Origin of the sequence: Amycolatopsis sp. cmx-11-32, assembly GCF_047608695.1 — a bacterium.
Classification (GTDB): domain Bacteria; phylum Actinomycetota; class Actinomycetes; order Mycobacteriales; family Pseudonocardiaceae; genus Amycolatopsis.
Genome location: NZ_JADNQN010000001.1, coordinates 564,039 through 577,810, shown reverse-complemented (window position 1 = coordinate 577,810; position 13,772 = coordinate 564,039). Strand labels below are relative to the sequence as shown.

The following is a 13,772-nucleotide window of genomic DNA, read 5'->3' as shown; positions in this document are numbered from 1 at the left end:
CGGTAGGACAAGACCGGTTGGGCAGCCGGGAAGGAAGGTCGGATGCCGGACACGAACGGCAAGCCCGGAAGCGCCGCACAGGCGGCACCGGGCAAGGGAGGGGCCGTTACGGAGGCTCGTACCGACGAGCGGCGATTCCGCGTCTACACCTTCACCGTCCTCACCATGGGCATCGCCGCCGCGGCCGCGGTCAGCCTGTGGCTGGACTTCGAAGCCTCGGACGACTTGTTGTGGATCGGGCCGATCCTCGCGCTCGCCTTCCTGCTGGCCGAACAGCTCGGGATCAACGTCGACGTCCGCAGCGGTATTTCGTGGACGATCTCGTTCACCGAGATTCCTCTGGTCATCGGATTCTTCGTCGCACCCTTCGAAGTCGTCCTCGCCGCGCATCTCGCGGCGGGCATCGGCACCCTGCTGGCACGCAAGGTCGCCGGCCGCGTCCTCTACAACGCGGGCGCGTTCCTGTTGGAGATCACCGGCGCGTTCGCCGTGGCAGGACTGGTGAAACAGGCCTCCGGCGCCCACGACATGACCTGGATCGCCGCGCTGGCAGGCACTTTGACCGCGCCGCTGGTCAGCACGCTGCTCGCGCTCGCCGCCGTTCGCGTGCTGCGCCGCCGCATGCGGGTCAGCACCGCGATCCGGCTGACCGGCCGCATCCTCGTCGTCGGATTCGTCAACGCCTCGGTCGGTCTTTCCGGTTATTTGGTCATATCCGGTACTCCGAAGGCCTGGCCGCTCGTACTGGCCGTCTTCCTCGGGCTCACCGCGTTGTACTGGGCGTACTCCGATCTGCTCCGCGAACAGCGCGACATGGAAGCGCTGTCCGACGTCAGCCTGATGGTCGCGCGCTCCGGTCAGCAGGCCGCCGCGCGTCCCGCCGGGCGAGCCGACGAACTCGTCGGCGGCGTGGACGTCCGCGAGTGGGCGACCATCGCCGAACGCATCAAGGACCAGCTCGCCGCCGGCCGCGTCGTGCTCAGGCTGCGGCTGGAACCCAAGGACACCATGCGGATGGTCGTCGCGGGTGACGAACTGCCGCCCGTGGACCCGGCCGCCGACGACCCGTTGCTGCGCCTGCCCGGCGCGCACGTCCGGCATTTCCGGATCACCGAAGCCAATCCCGATGTCCGCTCCGCGTTGCTCGACCGCGGTGCGCAGGAGGCGCTGGTCGTCCCGCTGCGCAGTGCGAACCAGCTCCTCGGCGTCGTCGAAGCGCACGACAGGCTGTCCCGCTGGCGCGGTTTCGGCAAGTACGACGTCCAGCTGCTCGGCACGATGGCCAGCCACCTCGCGACGTCACTGGACAACCGGCGCCTCCTCGCGACCCTGCGCCACGACGCCTACCACGATCCGCTGACCGGCCTGCTCAACCGGCCGGGCTTCCGCCAGGTCGCCAAGGAACCGTTGCGGGAACAGGTCGACGCGGTCGTACTGCGGGTCGACCTCGACGTCTTCTCCACCGTCAGCGACGCGCTCGGTTACGTGTGGGCCGACAGGATGGTCATCGCCGCCGGTCGCCGGATCCGCGACGCGCTCGGCCCCGACGTCCCGCTCGCGAGGCTCGAAGGCGCGTCTTTCGCGGCACTCCTCGTCGGCTGTGCGCCGGAACGCGCTCAAGCCGCCGCGGAACTGCTCCGCGCGGAACTCGTCGCCCCGTATCCGGTGGACCGGCTTTCCGTCGAAGCCAACGCGATGATCGGCTACGCCACGTCCTCCGCCGAAGACGACGACCAGGTCGACGTCGACGGGCTCCTGCAGCGCGCCGACGTAGCCGTCCGCGCGACCAAGGGCGGGGAAGAGGTCCGCGGCTACATGGCCAGCATGGGCCAGATCTTCATGCGCCGGTTCCAGATGGTCACGCAGTTCCGGCAGTCGCTCGAAGAAGGCCAGCTGAGCGTTCACTACCAGCCGAAGATCACCTTGCCGAACCGGCAGATCCAGGGTGTCGAGGCCTTGGTGCGCTGGGTGCACCCGGAGTTCGGCAGGCTCGGCCCGGACGAGTTCGTCCCGGCGATCGAAGCGGCGGGCCTCATCGGCGTCCTGACGTCCTTCGTGCTCGAAGAGTCGCTGAAGCGCGTGCGGAAGTGGCTCGACGAAGGCCTGCGCATCTCCGCCGCGGTGAACCTGTCGGTGCGAAACCTGGCCGACGAGGACTTCCCGACGAAGGTCGCCCGTGAACTCGACCGCTTCGGCATCCCGCCGGAGTTGCTCACCTTCGAGCTGACCGAATCCGGCGTGATGTCCGACCCGCAAAAGGCACTGCCGATCCTGCGGGAACTGCACTCGCTGGGCATCGTGCTCGCCGTCGACGACTTCGGCACCGGCTACTCGTCGCTGGCCTATCTGCGGCAGCTCCCGGTCGACCAGGTCAAGATCGACAAGAGCTTCGTCCTCGGCATGGGCACCGACCTCGGCGACCTCGCCGTCGTGCGCTCCATCGTCGAACTCGGCCATTCGCTCGGCCTCACGGTCGTCGCCGAGGGCGTCGAGGAAGACGTCGCGCGGGATCAGCTCGAGGCGATGGGATGTGACGTGGCACAGGGTTATCTCATCTCGCGGCCGCTACCGGAGGACCGCTTGGAGGCGTGGCTGCAGGCTCGCACGGCGCGCTCGCCGGGTCGACACTCCGAGACCGTTCTAACCCTGCTGACCTGAGGTTTTGCGGTAAAGTGACCCCTCCTTCACGGGGGTCACGGAGGTGTTGCTAATCTTTCCAAGTCCTCGCGAGAGGGCAAGGCCCCTTTAGCTCAGTCGGTAGAGCGTTTCCATGGTAAGGAAAAGGTCTACGGTTCGATTCCGTAAAGGGGCTCGCAACCTCAACCGCGTCACGCAAGCGTGTCGCGGTTAGGGTTATGTAAGGGCGGTGTAGCTCAGCTGGCAGAGCAAGCGGCTCATAATCGCTGTGTCGCCGGTTCAAGTCCGGCCACCGCTACGCGGTAATCCTGGGTATCCCAGGCCTAGTAGAGAAGGAAATGCTGTGGCTGCCACTGACGTGCGACCGAAGATCACGCTCGCGTGTGAGGAGTGCAAGCACCGCAACTACATCACCAAGAAGAACCGGCGCAACAACCCGGATCGCCTGGAGATGAAGAAGTTCTGCCCGAACTGCGGTACGCACCGGACTCACAAAGAGACCCGCTGAGCGTCTGGCGGTTCTACAAGTCTCACCCGAAGCCGTCCTGGTCACCAGGGCGGCTTCGGGCATTTTCGGGTTCGGTAGCCTGATCGGGTGGCCTTGGACCAGTCGTTCACCGGGCGGGTGTACCCGCCGACCAGTACCTATGAAGTGAGTCGCGAGAAGATCCGGGAGTTCGCCGACGCGCTCGGCGACGCGAACCCGCTCTACCTCGACGCCGAAGCGGCGAAGGCGGCCGGTCACCCCGACGTCATCGCACCGCCGACGTTCCTCACGATCATCAACCTCGCCTCGATCAACGCGATCGTCACCGATCCCGAGCTGGGGCTCGACTATTCGCGGATGGTGCACGGCGACCAGCGGTTCACCTACGCGCGGCCGGTGCACGCGGGCGACGTCCTGTCGCTCACCACGCACATCGACAACATCATGACCCGCGCCGGGAACGACTTCATCAACCTGCGCGCCGAGATCTCCGGCGCCGACGGCGGCCCGATCGCCACTACGCACGCCCAGCTCGTGGTCCGAGGGGAGGGCGCGTGAGCACGTTCACCGCCGGAGAAGAACTGACGCCGCTGACCATCGACGTCACCAGGGACCAGCTGGTGCGCTACGCCGGCGCTGCGCTGGACTTCAACCCCATCCACTGGAACGAGGCCTTCGCCAAGGAGGTCGGCCTGCCGGACGTCATCGCGCACGGCATGCTGACCATGGCGCTCGGCGCGCGGCTCGTCACCGACTGGCTAGGCGATCCCGGCCGCCTCGTCGACTACTTCGCGCGCTTCACGCGCCCCGTGGTCGTGCCGAACGACGGCACGGCGACGATCGAGTTCACCGGGAAGGTCGCCGTGGTCAACGACGACGGCACGGCGCGGATCGACATCACCGCCAAGTTCGACGGCAAGGCCGTCCTGGGGAAGGCCCAAGCGGTCGTCCGCGCCTGACCTCACGGCAGCTTGAGCAGCTTCCCGATGACCTCAGCCATGCCCTCCTCACCCCGGGCGTTCGGGTGCAGCGGCGCGGCGGGCACCGCGGGCGCCGGGCCCTCGACCCATCGCCGGTTCGCGGCAGTGCACATGTCCCGACCCTTGCTCGCGGTCGACATGTCGGCGAAGCCCGCTTCGTGTTCCTTCGCCGTCTCCTGCAGCGTGGTGTTCAGCCGCTCCAGCGACTCGCGGAAGTAGGCGACGTCCCCAGCGCCGACCGGCAGGACCGGCCAGCAACCACTGTCGTCGTCCGGAAGCACCGTTGGGTACCCGACGACCACGATGCGTGCTTCGGGGGCCTTCGAGCGGATCTGGTCCAGGACCCCGCCGAGCCGGTCCGCCGCGGCGGTGATCCGCTCCGCGAGTTGGTCGCGGCCGCCCGCGGTCAGCCGGGTCTTGCAGGGCGAAGCGGTCTGGTGCTGCGTCGCGCATTGGCCCGCGAAGCCGACGAAGCCCACGTCGTTGCCGCCGATACCGACGGTCACCAACGTCGTGTCGCCGTCGATGGCGTCGAGCTGCGGAGCGTTCGTGCCGTCACGGGTCTTCTGCTCGCCGGTGAGGTGCTCGGTCGTGGCGCCACCGCAGCTGACATCGACGAACTCGGCCGGACGCAGGCTCGCGGCGAGCAGGCTCGGATAGTTGTTGTCCGAGCGGTCGCAGCCCGTCGGCGCTCCCACAGGTCGTCCCGTGCCCGGCGAAGCCGTGTACGAGTCACCCAGTGCTACATAGCGGCCCGCGCCATCCGATGTGGTGACCCCCGCCGGTGTCACCGACGTCCCGCGCTCCCACAGGTGGTAGGCGATCCCCAGGACGGACAGCACGATCACCAGGAACAGACAGCCGCCGCCAGTTCTCCGCTGCGTCACCCATTCGTTGTACGCGACCTGGGTCACGTTTGTCATCGGTCCGACCGTCGGTGAATTGTTCAGCTCGACGGCGGCGAAGCCTGACCCCTTTCCGCGGACCTCAGTCGTTCGGGACGAGACCGCGCAGCTCAGCGGCGAGATCGAGGGCGTGCGTGACGTCCCGAGCGAGGTAGTGCGGGTCGACGAAGGCCTCGGTGACCCCGGTTTCGGCGGCCGCCTCCAGCTGCGCCGCGACGTCCTTGAGGTCGGTGCCCGGCTTCGGATTGATCCGCAGCACCCGCCGCAGCGCGCCAGGGTCACGGCCGGCCTTCTCGGCCGCGCTCACCACGGTCTCCCAGAGCTTCGCGAGGTAGGGCGCGGGCGGCCCGGCGGGCAACCAGCCGTCCGCGCGCCGCCCGACGCGGTCCAGCGCCGCCGCCGACAGCCCGCCAAGCAAGACCGGCGGATGCGGGTTCTGCGACGGCCGCAGTCCCACCTTCGACGCCGGGATCTGCCAGCGCTCGCCCTTGTGCTCGACGGGGTCGCCGGTCCAGAACTCCCGAAGGACGTCGAGAAGCTCCTCCAGTTGCTTGCCGCGGGCCTTCCACGGCGTGCCTGTCGCGGTGTACTCGTCGCGAAGCCAGCCGGTGCCCAGCCCGACGTCCAGCCGGCCACCGCTCACCTGATCCAGTGAAGTGAGCATCCGGGCGAGCACCACGGCCGGATACACCGTCCCGGTCAGCGTGCTGGTACCGAGCCGGACCTTCGTCGTGACGCTCGCGGCCACCGTCAGCAGGATCAGCGGATCGGCGAAGGTGACGAATTCGGGCGGATAGGGCCGTTCCGGGGTGCCGCCGGGATAGAAGTCCGACGGCGTAACCGGGGCCAGAACCCGATCTCCGACCCACAAGGACGCGTATCCGAGTTCCTCCGCGGCCGTGGCGAAACCGGCGACGGCGTCCATTGTCGCGAGGGTTCCGTACTGCGGAAGGGCGATTCCCAGACGCATCACGGTCACCGTGCTTCCGCGAGCAGTCGGCCCATCCTGGTGATCCCCTCGGTGAGATCGTCTTCGGCCAGCGCGTAGGAGATCCGGAAGTACCCGGGTGTCCCGAACGCCTCGCCGGGTACCACGGCGACTTCGGCCTCGCGCAGGATCAGCTCGGCCAGCGCCACCGTGTCGGCCGGTCGCTCACCGCGAATCTCTTTACCTAGCAAAGCTTTCATCGACGGGTAGACGTAGAAGGCGCCGAGTGGCACCGGAGTTTCGACACCGGCGATCTCGGAAAGGAGCGAAAGTGCGGTCTTGCGGCGAGAGTCGAACGCTTCGCGCATCGCGAAAACGGCGTCGAGCGGACCGCTCACCGCCGCCAGCGCGGCCCGCTGCGCGACGTTCGAAACGTTGCCGCACAAATGCGACTGATACGCCGTCGCCGCCTTGACCACGTCCTGCGGGGCGAGCAACCAGCCCACCCGCCAGCCGGTCATCGAGTACGTCTTCGCGACCCCGTTGAGGACGACCGTCCGGTCGGCGAGTTCCGGGACCACGACGGGCATCGAAGGCGCTTCGGCGCCGTCGTAGACCAGGTGCTCGTAGATCTCGTCGGCGATGACCCAGAGGCCGTTCTCGTAGGCCCAGCGCCCGATCGCCTCGACCTGTTCACGCGGGTACACCGCGCCTGTCGGGTTCGACGGCGAGACGAACAGCAACACCTTCGTGCGCGGCGTCCTGGCGGCTTCGAGCTGCTCGACGGTGACCAGATAACCCGTCGTCTCGTCCGCCGTGACCCGCACCGGGACACCGCCGGCGAGGGCGATCGACTCCGGGTAGGTCGTCCAGTACGGCGCGGGCAGCAGCCCCTCGTCGCCGGGATCGAGCAGGGTGGCGAACGCGGAATAGACCGCTTGCTTGCCGCCGTTGGTCACCAGGACACGGCCAGGGTCCGCTTCGAACCCGGAGTCGCGGGCCGTCTTCGCGGCGATCGCCTCACGCAGCTCCGGCAGCCCGCCCGCGGCCGTGTAACCGTGGTTCACCCTGTCCCGGACGGCCGCTTCGGCGGCTTCGAGCACGTTGGCCGGGGTGGGGAAGTCCGGCTGCCCCGCGCCGAACCCGATCACCGGACGGCCCTGCGCCTTGAGCTCCCGGGCCTTCGCGTCGACGGCCAGCGTGGCCGACGGCGTGATGCCGCCGATGCGGGCGGAGACGCGTGGAGCCGGCGAAGCCGAGGGTGGGGGAGCGCTCATGGCGACATCGTGGCACGATCATGGGGTCGGCCGTGGGGGAGTTTCCTCACGGAAGGCTGCTCCGCGCCGCTTTGAGGGGCGCGGTTGCGAAGCTGTTCGGGGGTTGCCGTAGACTTCTGGTCTCGGAACGCACTACGGTCATCCCCGCCACGGCGGTGGGGACGATGGAATGCGTCCTCGGGAGCCCTAGAGCATCGGGGTTCCGAAGGGGTGTAGCTCAATTGGCAGAGCAGCGGTCTCCAAAACCGCAGGTTGCAGGTTCAAGTCCTGTCACCCCTGCGTAAACGAACTGGTGAAGGCGGAGGAGTGGTCGTGAGCGACAGCGACGCCAGCGGTGAAAAGGCGCAGGACGGCGTCGGGCGGAAGCCCGACGAACAGTCCCGCCCGGTGACCGCCGCTGCCCGGCGTGAGCGCCGTGCGTCCGCGCGCCCGTCCGGTAAGTCCGACGCCAAGTCGGATGACAAGACCCGCCCCGCCGGCAAGGCGAAGGCCGGGGACAAGACCGAGAAATCCAAGGACGCCAAGAGCACGGCGACCCCGAAGCGCGACCGCAAGCCGAAGCAGGCGTCGATCTTCGCCCGGCTGATGCGCTTCATCCGCGAGGTCTGGGCCGAGCTGCGCAAGGTCATCTGGCCGAACCGCAAGCAGATGGTCACCTACACCGCGGTGGTGCTGGTCTTCGTGGTGTTCATGGTGGCGCTGGTGAGCGGCCTCGACCTGGCCTTCAAAGAGGTCGTCGGTGCCGTCTTCGGCAGCTGAGGCAGCCGGTCGCGGTGCTTGAGCGCACCGCACGGTGGCCTGCGCCACGGCAACCGATCAACTGAGAGGACGGAACGTGACCTCCGACAACGGCACAGCAGCCGGTCATGAGCTGACCGAGCTTTCCGACGAGCAGGTGCACGCGGCACTCGGCGACGAGCAGTCCGAGCACCTGGACTCCGTCGAGGTGCCCGCCGCAGGCGACGAGGTCGACGAAGCCGGAGATGTCGCGGAGGCCGAAGAGGCTTCCGTCGAGACCGAAGACGACGACACCGCCGCCGAGCCCGAGCCCGACGAGAACGTCGACCCGGTCGAGAAGCTGCGCGCGGAACTCAACGCCGCTCCCGGCGAGTGGTACGTCGTGCACTCGTACGCGGGTTACGAGAACAAGGTGAAGACCAACCTCGAGACCCGTACCCAGACGTTGGACGTCGAGGACTACATCTTCCAGATCGAGGTCCCGACCGAAGAGGTCACCGAGATCAAGAACGGCCAGCGCAAGCAGGTGCAGCGCAAGGTGCTGCCCGGCTACATCCTGGTCCGGATGGACCTGAACGACGCCTCGTGGAGCGCGGTGCGCAACACCCCGGGCGTCACCGGGTTCGTCGGTGCCACGTCGCGTCCCTCGCCGCTGACGGTCGAAGAGGTACTGAAGTTCCTCGCGCCCAAGGTCGAGGCCGCCACTCCCGCCAAGTCCGGCAAGGGTGAGGCCGCCGCGTCGGAGTCGCAGCTGGGCGGCCCCGCGGTCGAGGTCGACTTCGAGATCGGCGAGTCGGTCACCGTCATGGACGGCCCGTTCGCGACGCTGCCCGCGACGATCTCCGAGGTCAACGTGGACGGGCAGAAGCTGAAGGTCCTGGTGTCGATCTTCGGCCGGGAGACCCCGGTCGAGCTGTCGTTCAACCAGGTCTCCAAGATCTGACGGCCGCCAGACGGCCGGCAGTCCCCGCGTACTGGCAGGTGTGCGGGGGACTCAAGTCAGTAAGAAGGAACCAACGAAATGCCACCCAAGAAGAAGAAGCTTGCGGCGATCATCAAGCTGCAGATCAAGGCGGGTGCGGCCAACCCCGCGCCGCCGGTCGGCCCCGCGCTGGGTCAGCACGGCGTCAACATCATGGAGTTCTGCAAGGCCTACAACGCCGCGACCGAGTCGCAGCGCGGGGACGTCGTCCCGGTCGAGATCTCCGTGTACGAAGACCGCTCGTTCGACTTCAAGCTCAAGACGCCGCCGGCCGCGAAGCTGCTGCTGAAGGCCGCGGGCGTGGAGAAGGGCTCCGGCGAGCCGCACAAGACCAAGGTCGCCAAGGTCACCTGGGACCAGGTCCGCGACATCGCGAAGACCAAGGAATCCGACCTGAACGCGCACGACGTCGACCAGGCCGCGAAGATCATCGCCGGCACCGCCCGTTCCATGGGCATCACGGTCGTCGACTGACGCTGTTTTCAGCATCACGTGGGAGAGCCAGTGCTGGCTCACGCACCACACTGATCCGTTTGAAGAGTTAAGGACAGAAGCATGACCAAGCACAGCAAGGCCTACCGTCAGGCCCTCGAGCTGGTGGACCGCGAGCGGCTGTACGCCCCGCTCGAGGCCGCGAAGCTGGCCAAGGAGACCTCCAAGACGAAGATGGACGCCACCGTCGAGGTCGCCATGCGCCTCGGTGTCGACCCTCGTAAGGCCGACCAGATGGTCCGCGGCACCGTGAACCTGCCGCACGGCACCGGTAAGACCGCTCGCGTCATCGTTTTCGCCGTCGGTGACAAGGCCGCCGAGGCCGAGGCCGCCGGCGCGGACGTGGTCGGTACCGACGAACTGATCGAGCGCATCCAGGGTGGCTGGCTCGACTTCGACGCCGCGATCGCGACGCCGGACCAGATGGCCAAGGTCGGACGTATCGCCCGTATCCTCGGCCCGCGTGGCCTGATGCCGAACCCGAAGACCGGCACCGTGACCCCCGCGGTCGCGAAGGCCGTGACGGACATCAAGGGCGGTAAGATCAACTTCCGCGTCGACAAGCAGGCCAACCTGCACTTCGTGATCGGCAAGGCGTCGTTCGACACCGAGAAGCTGGTGGAGAACTACGCGGCCGCGCTGGACGAGGTCCTCCGCGCCAAGCCGTCGTCGGCCAAGGGTCGCTACCTGAAGAAGGTCACGATCTCCACGACGATGGGCCCGGGTGTCCCGGTCGACCCCGCCCGGACTCGCAACCTCCTCTCCGAGGACGCGTAAGGCTGAGTTAGACATCACTGAGAAGGGGCGGTCCCGCTACGGCGGGGCCGCCCCTTTTTCGTGTTTGCTGGAGGGCATGCCTACTTTCGCGTCGTTCGACGGGCTCCAGCTGAGTTACACCGTGTGGGAGGGCGAAGGACGCCCGGTGCTCCTTCAGCACGGCTTCGCCGCTGACACGAACGCCAACTGGATCGCGTCCGGCGTCGTCGCCACGCTTCAGCAGGCGGGGCTGACTGTGCTCAGCCTCGACGCGCGTGGGCACGGGCGGTCGGCGAAACCGCACGACGAGGTGAGCTACGGCGACGACGCGATGGTCCGCGACGTGTCCGCGCTGCTCGACACGCTGGGCCTCGACGAGGTGTCGATGGTGGGCTACTCGATGGGCGCGATGATCGCGCTCGGCGCGGTGGCCGCCGATCCGCGGATCCGATGCCTCGCGATCGGTGGGGTCGGCTCGGGGATCGTCGACTTCGGGGGTGTGGACACGCGGGTGGTCACGCCGGAGGCGATCAGCGAGGCTCTGCTGGCGGAGGATCCCTCGACGCTTCCGCGCGCTTCGGCGCCTTTCCGGGTCCTGGCCGACGCTCTGCGCGCGGACCGCGTCGCGCTCGCCGCCGCCGCGCGCGGGACCGCGAACCCGAAACTGGACCTGACGGCCATCGCCGTCCCGACCCTGGTCCTCGCCGGCGACAACGACCCGCTGGCCGCCGAACCCGAACGCCTGGCCGCCGCCATCGCCGGTGCCCGGCTCGTCCGCGTCCCCGGCGATCACCTGACCGCCGTCACGCACCCCGCCTTCGGCTCCGCGCTGACCGGCTTCCTGACCTCGCACGACCTCTGACCGGCGTCGACTTTAGCCCCCTGATCGCGATCCGGCGGGCACTTGCGTTTCGCCCCCTAATCGCGATCTGGGGTGGACCAGGCCCAGGTCAGTTGCCGGTGGGCGGAGGCGGGCAGGGCTCGGGAGAGTTCGTGTGCCCGGTGATCAGCCACTGGCCCATCTCGACTTCCTGCAGGGTGAAGCTGCCCAGCGGGGGGCCTCCGCTGATGCTGTACCAGCACGAGTGGATCGTCAGGTTCTGCCGTGGGACCACACTCGACTTCGGCTTCACCGCGTAGATATACGTCGTGCTGTCGGTGACTTTGGCGTTCAAGGCCAGGACAGCGGTGCCGCAGTCCGGGTAGCCGAGATTCCGGGCGAACTCGGTCTGCGCCTGCTCGCTCATCGACAGGCAGGCCTTCTGGACCCGGAGGGCAGGCTCGTACCGCTTCCCGATGGTGTCGTAGATGGCCCGCACGGCTTCCCAGGGGTTGGTCGAAAGCACCTGGTTGGTGTGGTGTTTGCCGCCTCCGCCCTGAACGAACGTCGCCGTGTCCTGCCCGGCGTCGCTGGGGAAGATCTGCCGGTAGGCGATGGTGGCCCCGACGCAGATCAGCACGATCACGATCACCCAGGCCAGGAGCTTCCCACCCAGACGCCGCAGCCAGCGCGGCACGCGCGGCTGTGGGGCCCTGACGAGTTCGCCGGGAGGAGGTCCCGGAGGTGACGGCGGCTGTCCGTGATGCTGGGTCACGGGCTGCGTGGGCTGGGTCGGCACGAGGCCCTGCTGCTGGGCCTCGGTGAACTTCAAATAGTCCTGGAACTGCTGAAACTGCTGGAACTGGCGCAGTTGCTCGTCGTTCAGCTGGGGCGCGGGCTGACCTCCCGCCTTGGGCTCGATGTCCGTGCCGGGCTCACTGCCCGGCTTTCCGTCATCACGCTGCTCCGCCACGTCACCATGATGCCCCGCCGGACCCCCGACGCACTCCGCCGGTCGCGTTTAGCGGGCTAAACGCGACCTGGGAGGGCCCCGTGCGGAGGCCGGGAGAGGGTCGCGTACTCTTGTCAAGGTTCTACCGAAGACCGCTGGTCTTCTCCTGGTCATCTGGCCTGGAGAACGAAGGCCCCGCTAGGGCGGGCGACCCGCGCAGGAGGAACGAGGCTCGCTCGCGACGCATTCTGTCGCCTGCCCTGACGCCCCGCGCCTGTCTGCGCTGGGGCGTTTCGTCGTTTCAGGGCTCTCAAGGCCAGTGGACCACTAGCCAAGAGAGGAGGCGACCATGGCGAAGCCCGACAAGGAGGCGGCCGTCGCCGAGATCGCGGAGAGCTTCCGCAGCAGCTCGGCCACAGTCGTTACCCAGTACACCGGCCTCTCCGTGTCCCAGCTGTCCCAGCTGCGCCGCGCTCTCGGCACCAGTGCCAAGTACCGGGTCGCGAAGAACACCCTCGTCAAGCGTGCCGCCACGGACGCGGGCATCGAGGGCCTCGAAGACCTGTTCGTCGGCCCGACCGCCATCGCCTTTGTCGAAGGTGAAGCTGTTGACGCCGCGAAGGCGCTTCGCGACTTCGCGAAGGACAACAACGCGCTTGTGATCAAGGGCGGCTTCATGGACGGCAAGACGCTGTCCGTGGACGAGATCAACAAGATCGCCGATCTCGACAGCCGTGAGGTCCTGCTCGCCAAGGCGGCGGGCGCGTTCAAGGCGAAGCTTTCCCAGGCCGCCGCGCTGTTCCAGGCGCCGGCGTCCCAGGTCGCTCGCCTGGCTGCCGCGCTGGAGGACAAGCAGCGCAACGCCGGTACCGAAGCAGCCGAAGCACCCGCCGAGAGCTGAACACCCCCACCCCGAACTTTTAGTTCGTTTCAGAGAGGAAAGCCACCATGGCGAAGCTGAGCACCACCGAGCTGATCGACGCCTTCAAGGAGCTCACCCTTCTTGAGCTGTCCGAGTTCGTAAAGGAATTCGAGACCACCTTCGACGTCACCGCGGCCGCCCCGGCTGCCGTTGTCGCCGCCGCCCCGGGTGCCGCTGCCGCCCCGGCCGCCGAGGAGCAGGACGAGTTCGACGTCGTCCTCGAGTCCGCTGGTGAGAAGAAGATCCAGGTCATCAAGGTCGTCCGTGAGGTCGTCTCGGGTCTGGGTCTGAAGGAGGCCAAGGAGCTGGTCGAGGCCGCTCCCAAGGCCCTCCTGGAGAAGGTCGACAAGGAGGCCGCCGAGGCCGCCAAGGAGAAGCTCGAGGCCGCGGGCGCCAAGATCGCCATCAAGTGATCTCGGGCGCGTCAGCGCCTACCGCAGCACCGTCGAAGGGGCGGGCATCCACCACGGATGCCCGCCCCTTCGCTGTTTCCGTCCTCCTGCCCGGTCGACTTTCGCGGGCTAAGTGCGACGCGTAGCCACGCTAAGCACCTGGGTCCCGGAGCGCGTTCAGCCCCCTAATCGCGATCCGCGCGGCAAGAGCGGGAGGCGAGCTGGAGGGGTCCGGTAGGAGGCCCGCTGACCTGCGTTTAGCCCCCTAATCGCGACGCGGCAAGGCGCCGACCTGGGCAAGGGGCGTTGTGGGTCTGCGCGTGGGGGTGACGTGCACTACGGTGCTGCAAGCGGTGCACGGGTCGGTAGCGGACCGAGCGAAAAGTTACCCGCGGGTCTGGCCAGAAAAGAAAACTGGTGAGTAACCTGTTCGCACTCAGCTCGTTACACCTGGTTGACGCGGGTATCGCTGCGCGGACGCGTGCGTTCTCTCGAGCCAGTGAC

At 67.8% G+C, this 13,772-nt stretch carries 15 protein-coding genes and 3 tRNA genes; 14 read left to right on the top strand and 4 right to left on the bottom strand.

Translation table 11 applies throughout. The features are described from left to right. Nucleotides 1-42: 42 nt before the first annotated feature. From ACM6LR_RS02845 to ACM6LR_RS02820, 6 genes are all read left to right on the top strand, one after another. On the top strand, nt 43-2,658 hold the full coding sequence (locus ACM6LR_RS02845) for a putative bifunctional diguanylate cyclase/phosphodiesterase (RefSeq protein ID WP_414935971.1): 2,616 nt from the start codon (nt 43-45) through the stop codon (nt 2,656-2,658). A gap of 81 nt (nt 2,659-2,739) precedes the next feature. Next, nucleotides 2,740-2,812, top strand: a tRNA-Thr gene (locus ACM6LR_RS02840). A gap of 50 nt (nt 2,813-2,862) precedes the next feature. Continuing rightward, nucleotides 2,863-2,935: transfer RNA gene (locus ACM6LR_RS02835), tRNA-Met, on the top strand. Between the two features lie 45 nt (nt 2,936-2,980). Beyond that, nucleotides 2,981-3,145, top strand: coding sequence for a 50S ribosomal protein L33 (gene rpmG, locus ACM6LR_RS02830; RefSeq protein WP_005152047.1), 165 nt, complete (start codon nt 2,981-2,983; stop codon nt 3,143-3,145). An 87-nt stretch (nt 3,146-3,232) separates the two neighbouring features. Beyond that, nucleotides 3,233-3,682, top strand: a complete 450-nt coding sequence (locus ACM6LR_RS02825) for a MaoC family dehydratase N-terminal domain-containing protein (protein ID WP_414935970.1) — start codon at nt 3,233-3,235, stop codon at nt 3,680-3,682. After that, on the top strand, nt 3,679-4,083 hold the full coding sequence (locus ACM6LR_RS02820) for a MaoC family dehydratase (RefSeq protein ID WP_414935969.1): 405 nt from the start codon (nt 3,679-3,681) through the stop codon (nt 4,081-4,083). Before ACM6LR_RS02825 ends, ACM6LR_RS02820 begins: the two co-directional genes overlap by 4 nt. Before the next feature lie 2 nt (nt 4,084-4,085). Here ACM6LR_RS02820 and ACM6LR_RS02815 read toward each other — a convergent pair whose 3' ends face one another. The 3 genes from ACM6LR_RS02815 to ACM6LR_RS02805 all read right to left on the bottom strand — a co-directional run bounded on the left by ACM6LR_RS02815 (nt 4,086) and on the right by ACM6LR_RS02805 (nt 7,214). After that, nucleotides 4,086-5,018 (bottom strand): SGNH/GDSL hydrolase family protein, encoded by a 933-nt coding sequence (locus ACM6LR_RS02815; protein WP_414943232.1) that lies wholly within the window; start codon nt 5,016-5,018, stop codon nt 4,086-4,088. Nucleotides 5,019-5,091: 73 nt separating this feature from the next. Beyond that, on the bottom strand, nt 5,092-5,988 hold the full coding sequence (locus tag ACM6LR_RS02810; RefSeq protein WP_414935968.1) for a TIGR03619 family F420-dependent LLM class oxidoreductase: 897 nt from the start codon (nt 5,986-5,988) through the stop codon (nt 5,092-5,094). Continuing rightward, nucleotides 5,985-7,214 (bottom strand): pyridoxal phosphate-dependent aminotransferase, encoded by a 1,230-nt coding sequence (locus ACM6LR_RS02805; protein ID WP_414943080.1) that lies wholly within the window; start codon nt 7,212-7,214, stop codon nt 5,985-5,987. The genes ACM6LR_RS02810 and ACM6LR_RS02805 overlap by 4 nt, the downstream gene beginning before the upstream one ends. Nucleotides 7,215-7,420: 206 nt before the next feature. Here ACM6LR_RS02805 and ACM6LR_RS02800 point away from each other — a divergent pair. The 6 genes from ACM6LR_RS02800 (at nt 7,421) to ACM6LR_RS02775 (ending at nt 11,044) form a co-directional block, all read left to right on the top strand. Continuing rightward, nucleotides 7,421-7,493 (top strand) — tRNA-Trp (locus ACM6LR_RS02800). Between the two features lie 27 nt (nt 7,494-7,520). Continuing rightward, the gene (secE, locus tag ACM6LR_RS02795) at nt 7,521-7,973 is read left to right on the top strand and encodes a preprotein translocase subunit SecE (protein ID WP_414943079.1); all 453 of its coding nucleotides are present in this window, start codon (nt 7,521-7,523) and stop codon (nt 7,971-7,973) included. A 76-nt stretch (nt 7,974-8,049) separates the two neighbouring features. Then, nucleotides 8,050-8,895: a transcription termination/antitermination protein NusG gene (gene nusG / locus ACM6LR_RS02790; protein WP_414935965.1), complete on the top strand. Its 846-nt coding sequence runs from the start codon at nt 8,050-8,052 to the stop codon at nt 8,893-8,895. 78 nt (nt 8,896-8,973) lie between these two features. After that, nucleotides 8,974-9,408 carry a 50S ribosomal protein L11 gene (rplK, locus tag ACM6LR_RS02785; protein ID WP_076164368.1) on the top strand — a complete coding sequence of 145 codons (435 nt, stop codon included), beginning with the start codon at nt 8,974-8,976 and terminating at the stop codon, nt 9,406-9,408. A gap of 81 nt (nt 9,409-9,489) precedes the next feature. Further along, nucleotides 9,490-10,203 carry a 50S ribosomal protein L1 gene (gene rplA, locus ACM6LR_RS02780; RefSeq protein ID WP_414935964.1) on the top strand — a complete coding sequence of 238 codons (714 nt, stop codon included), beginning with the start codon at nt 9,490-9,492 and terminating at the stop codon, nt 10,201-10,203. 76 nt (nt 10,204-10,279) lie between these two features. Beyond that, complete coding sequence (locus tag ACM6LR_RS02775) at nt 10,280-11,044, top strand: alpha/beta fold hydrolase (RefSeq protein WP_414935963.1); 765 nt, start codon at nt 10,280-10,282, stop codon at nt 11,042-11,044. A gap of 88 nt (nt 11,045-11,132) precedes the next feature. On the opposite strand, the gene ACM6LR_RS02770 is transcribed toward ACM6LR_RS02775, so the two are convergent. Continuing rightward, entirely contained in the window at nt 11,133-11,975 is an 843-nt protein-coding gene (locus tag ACM6LR_RS02770; RefSeq protein WP_414935962.1) for a hypothetical protein, read from the bottom strand. A 328-nt stretch (nt 11,976-12,303) separates the two neighbouring features. Between ACM6LR_RS02770 and rplJ the strand changes: the two genes are divergently transcribed. Both rplJ and rplL read left to right on the top strand, forming a co-directional pair. Next, nucleotides 12,304-12,855: a 50S ribosomal protein L10 gene (rplJ, locus tag ACM6LR_RS02765; RefSeq protein WP_101612139.1), complete on the top strand. Its 552-nt coding sequence runs from the start codon at nt 12,304-12,306 to the stop codon at nt 12,853-12,855. Between the two features lie 47 nt (nt 12,856-12,902). After that, nucleotides 12,903-13,289, top strand: coding sequence for a 50S ribosomal protein L7/L12 (gene rplL / locus ACM6LR_RS02760; protein WP_409489819.1), 387 nt, complete (start codon nt 12,903-12,905; stop codon nt 13,287-13,289). Nucleotides 13,290-13,772 lie beyond the last annotated feature (483 nt).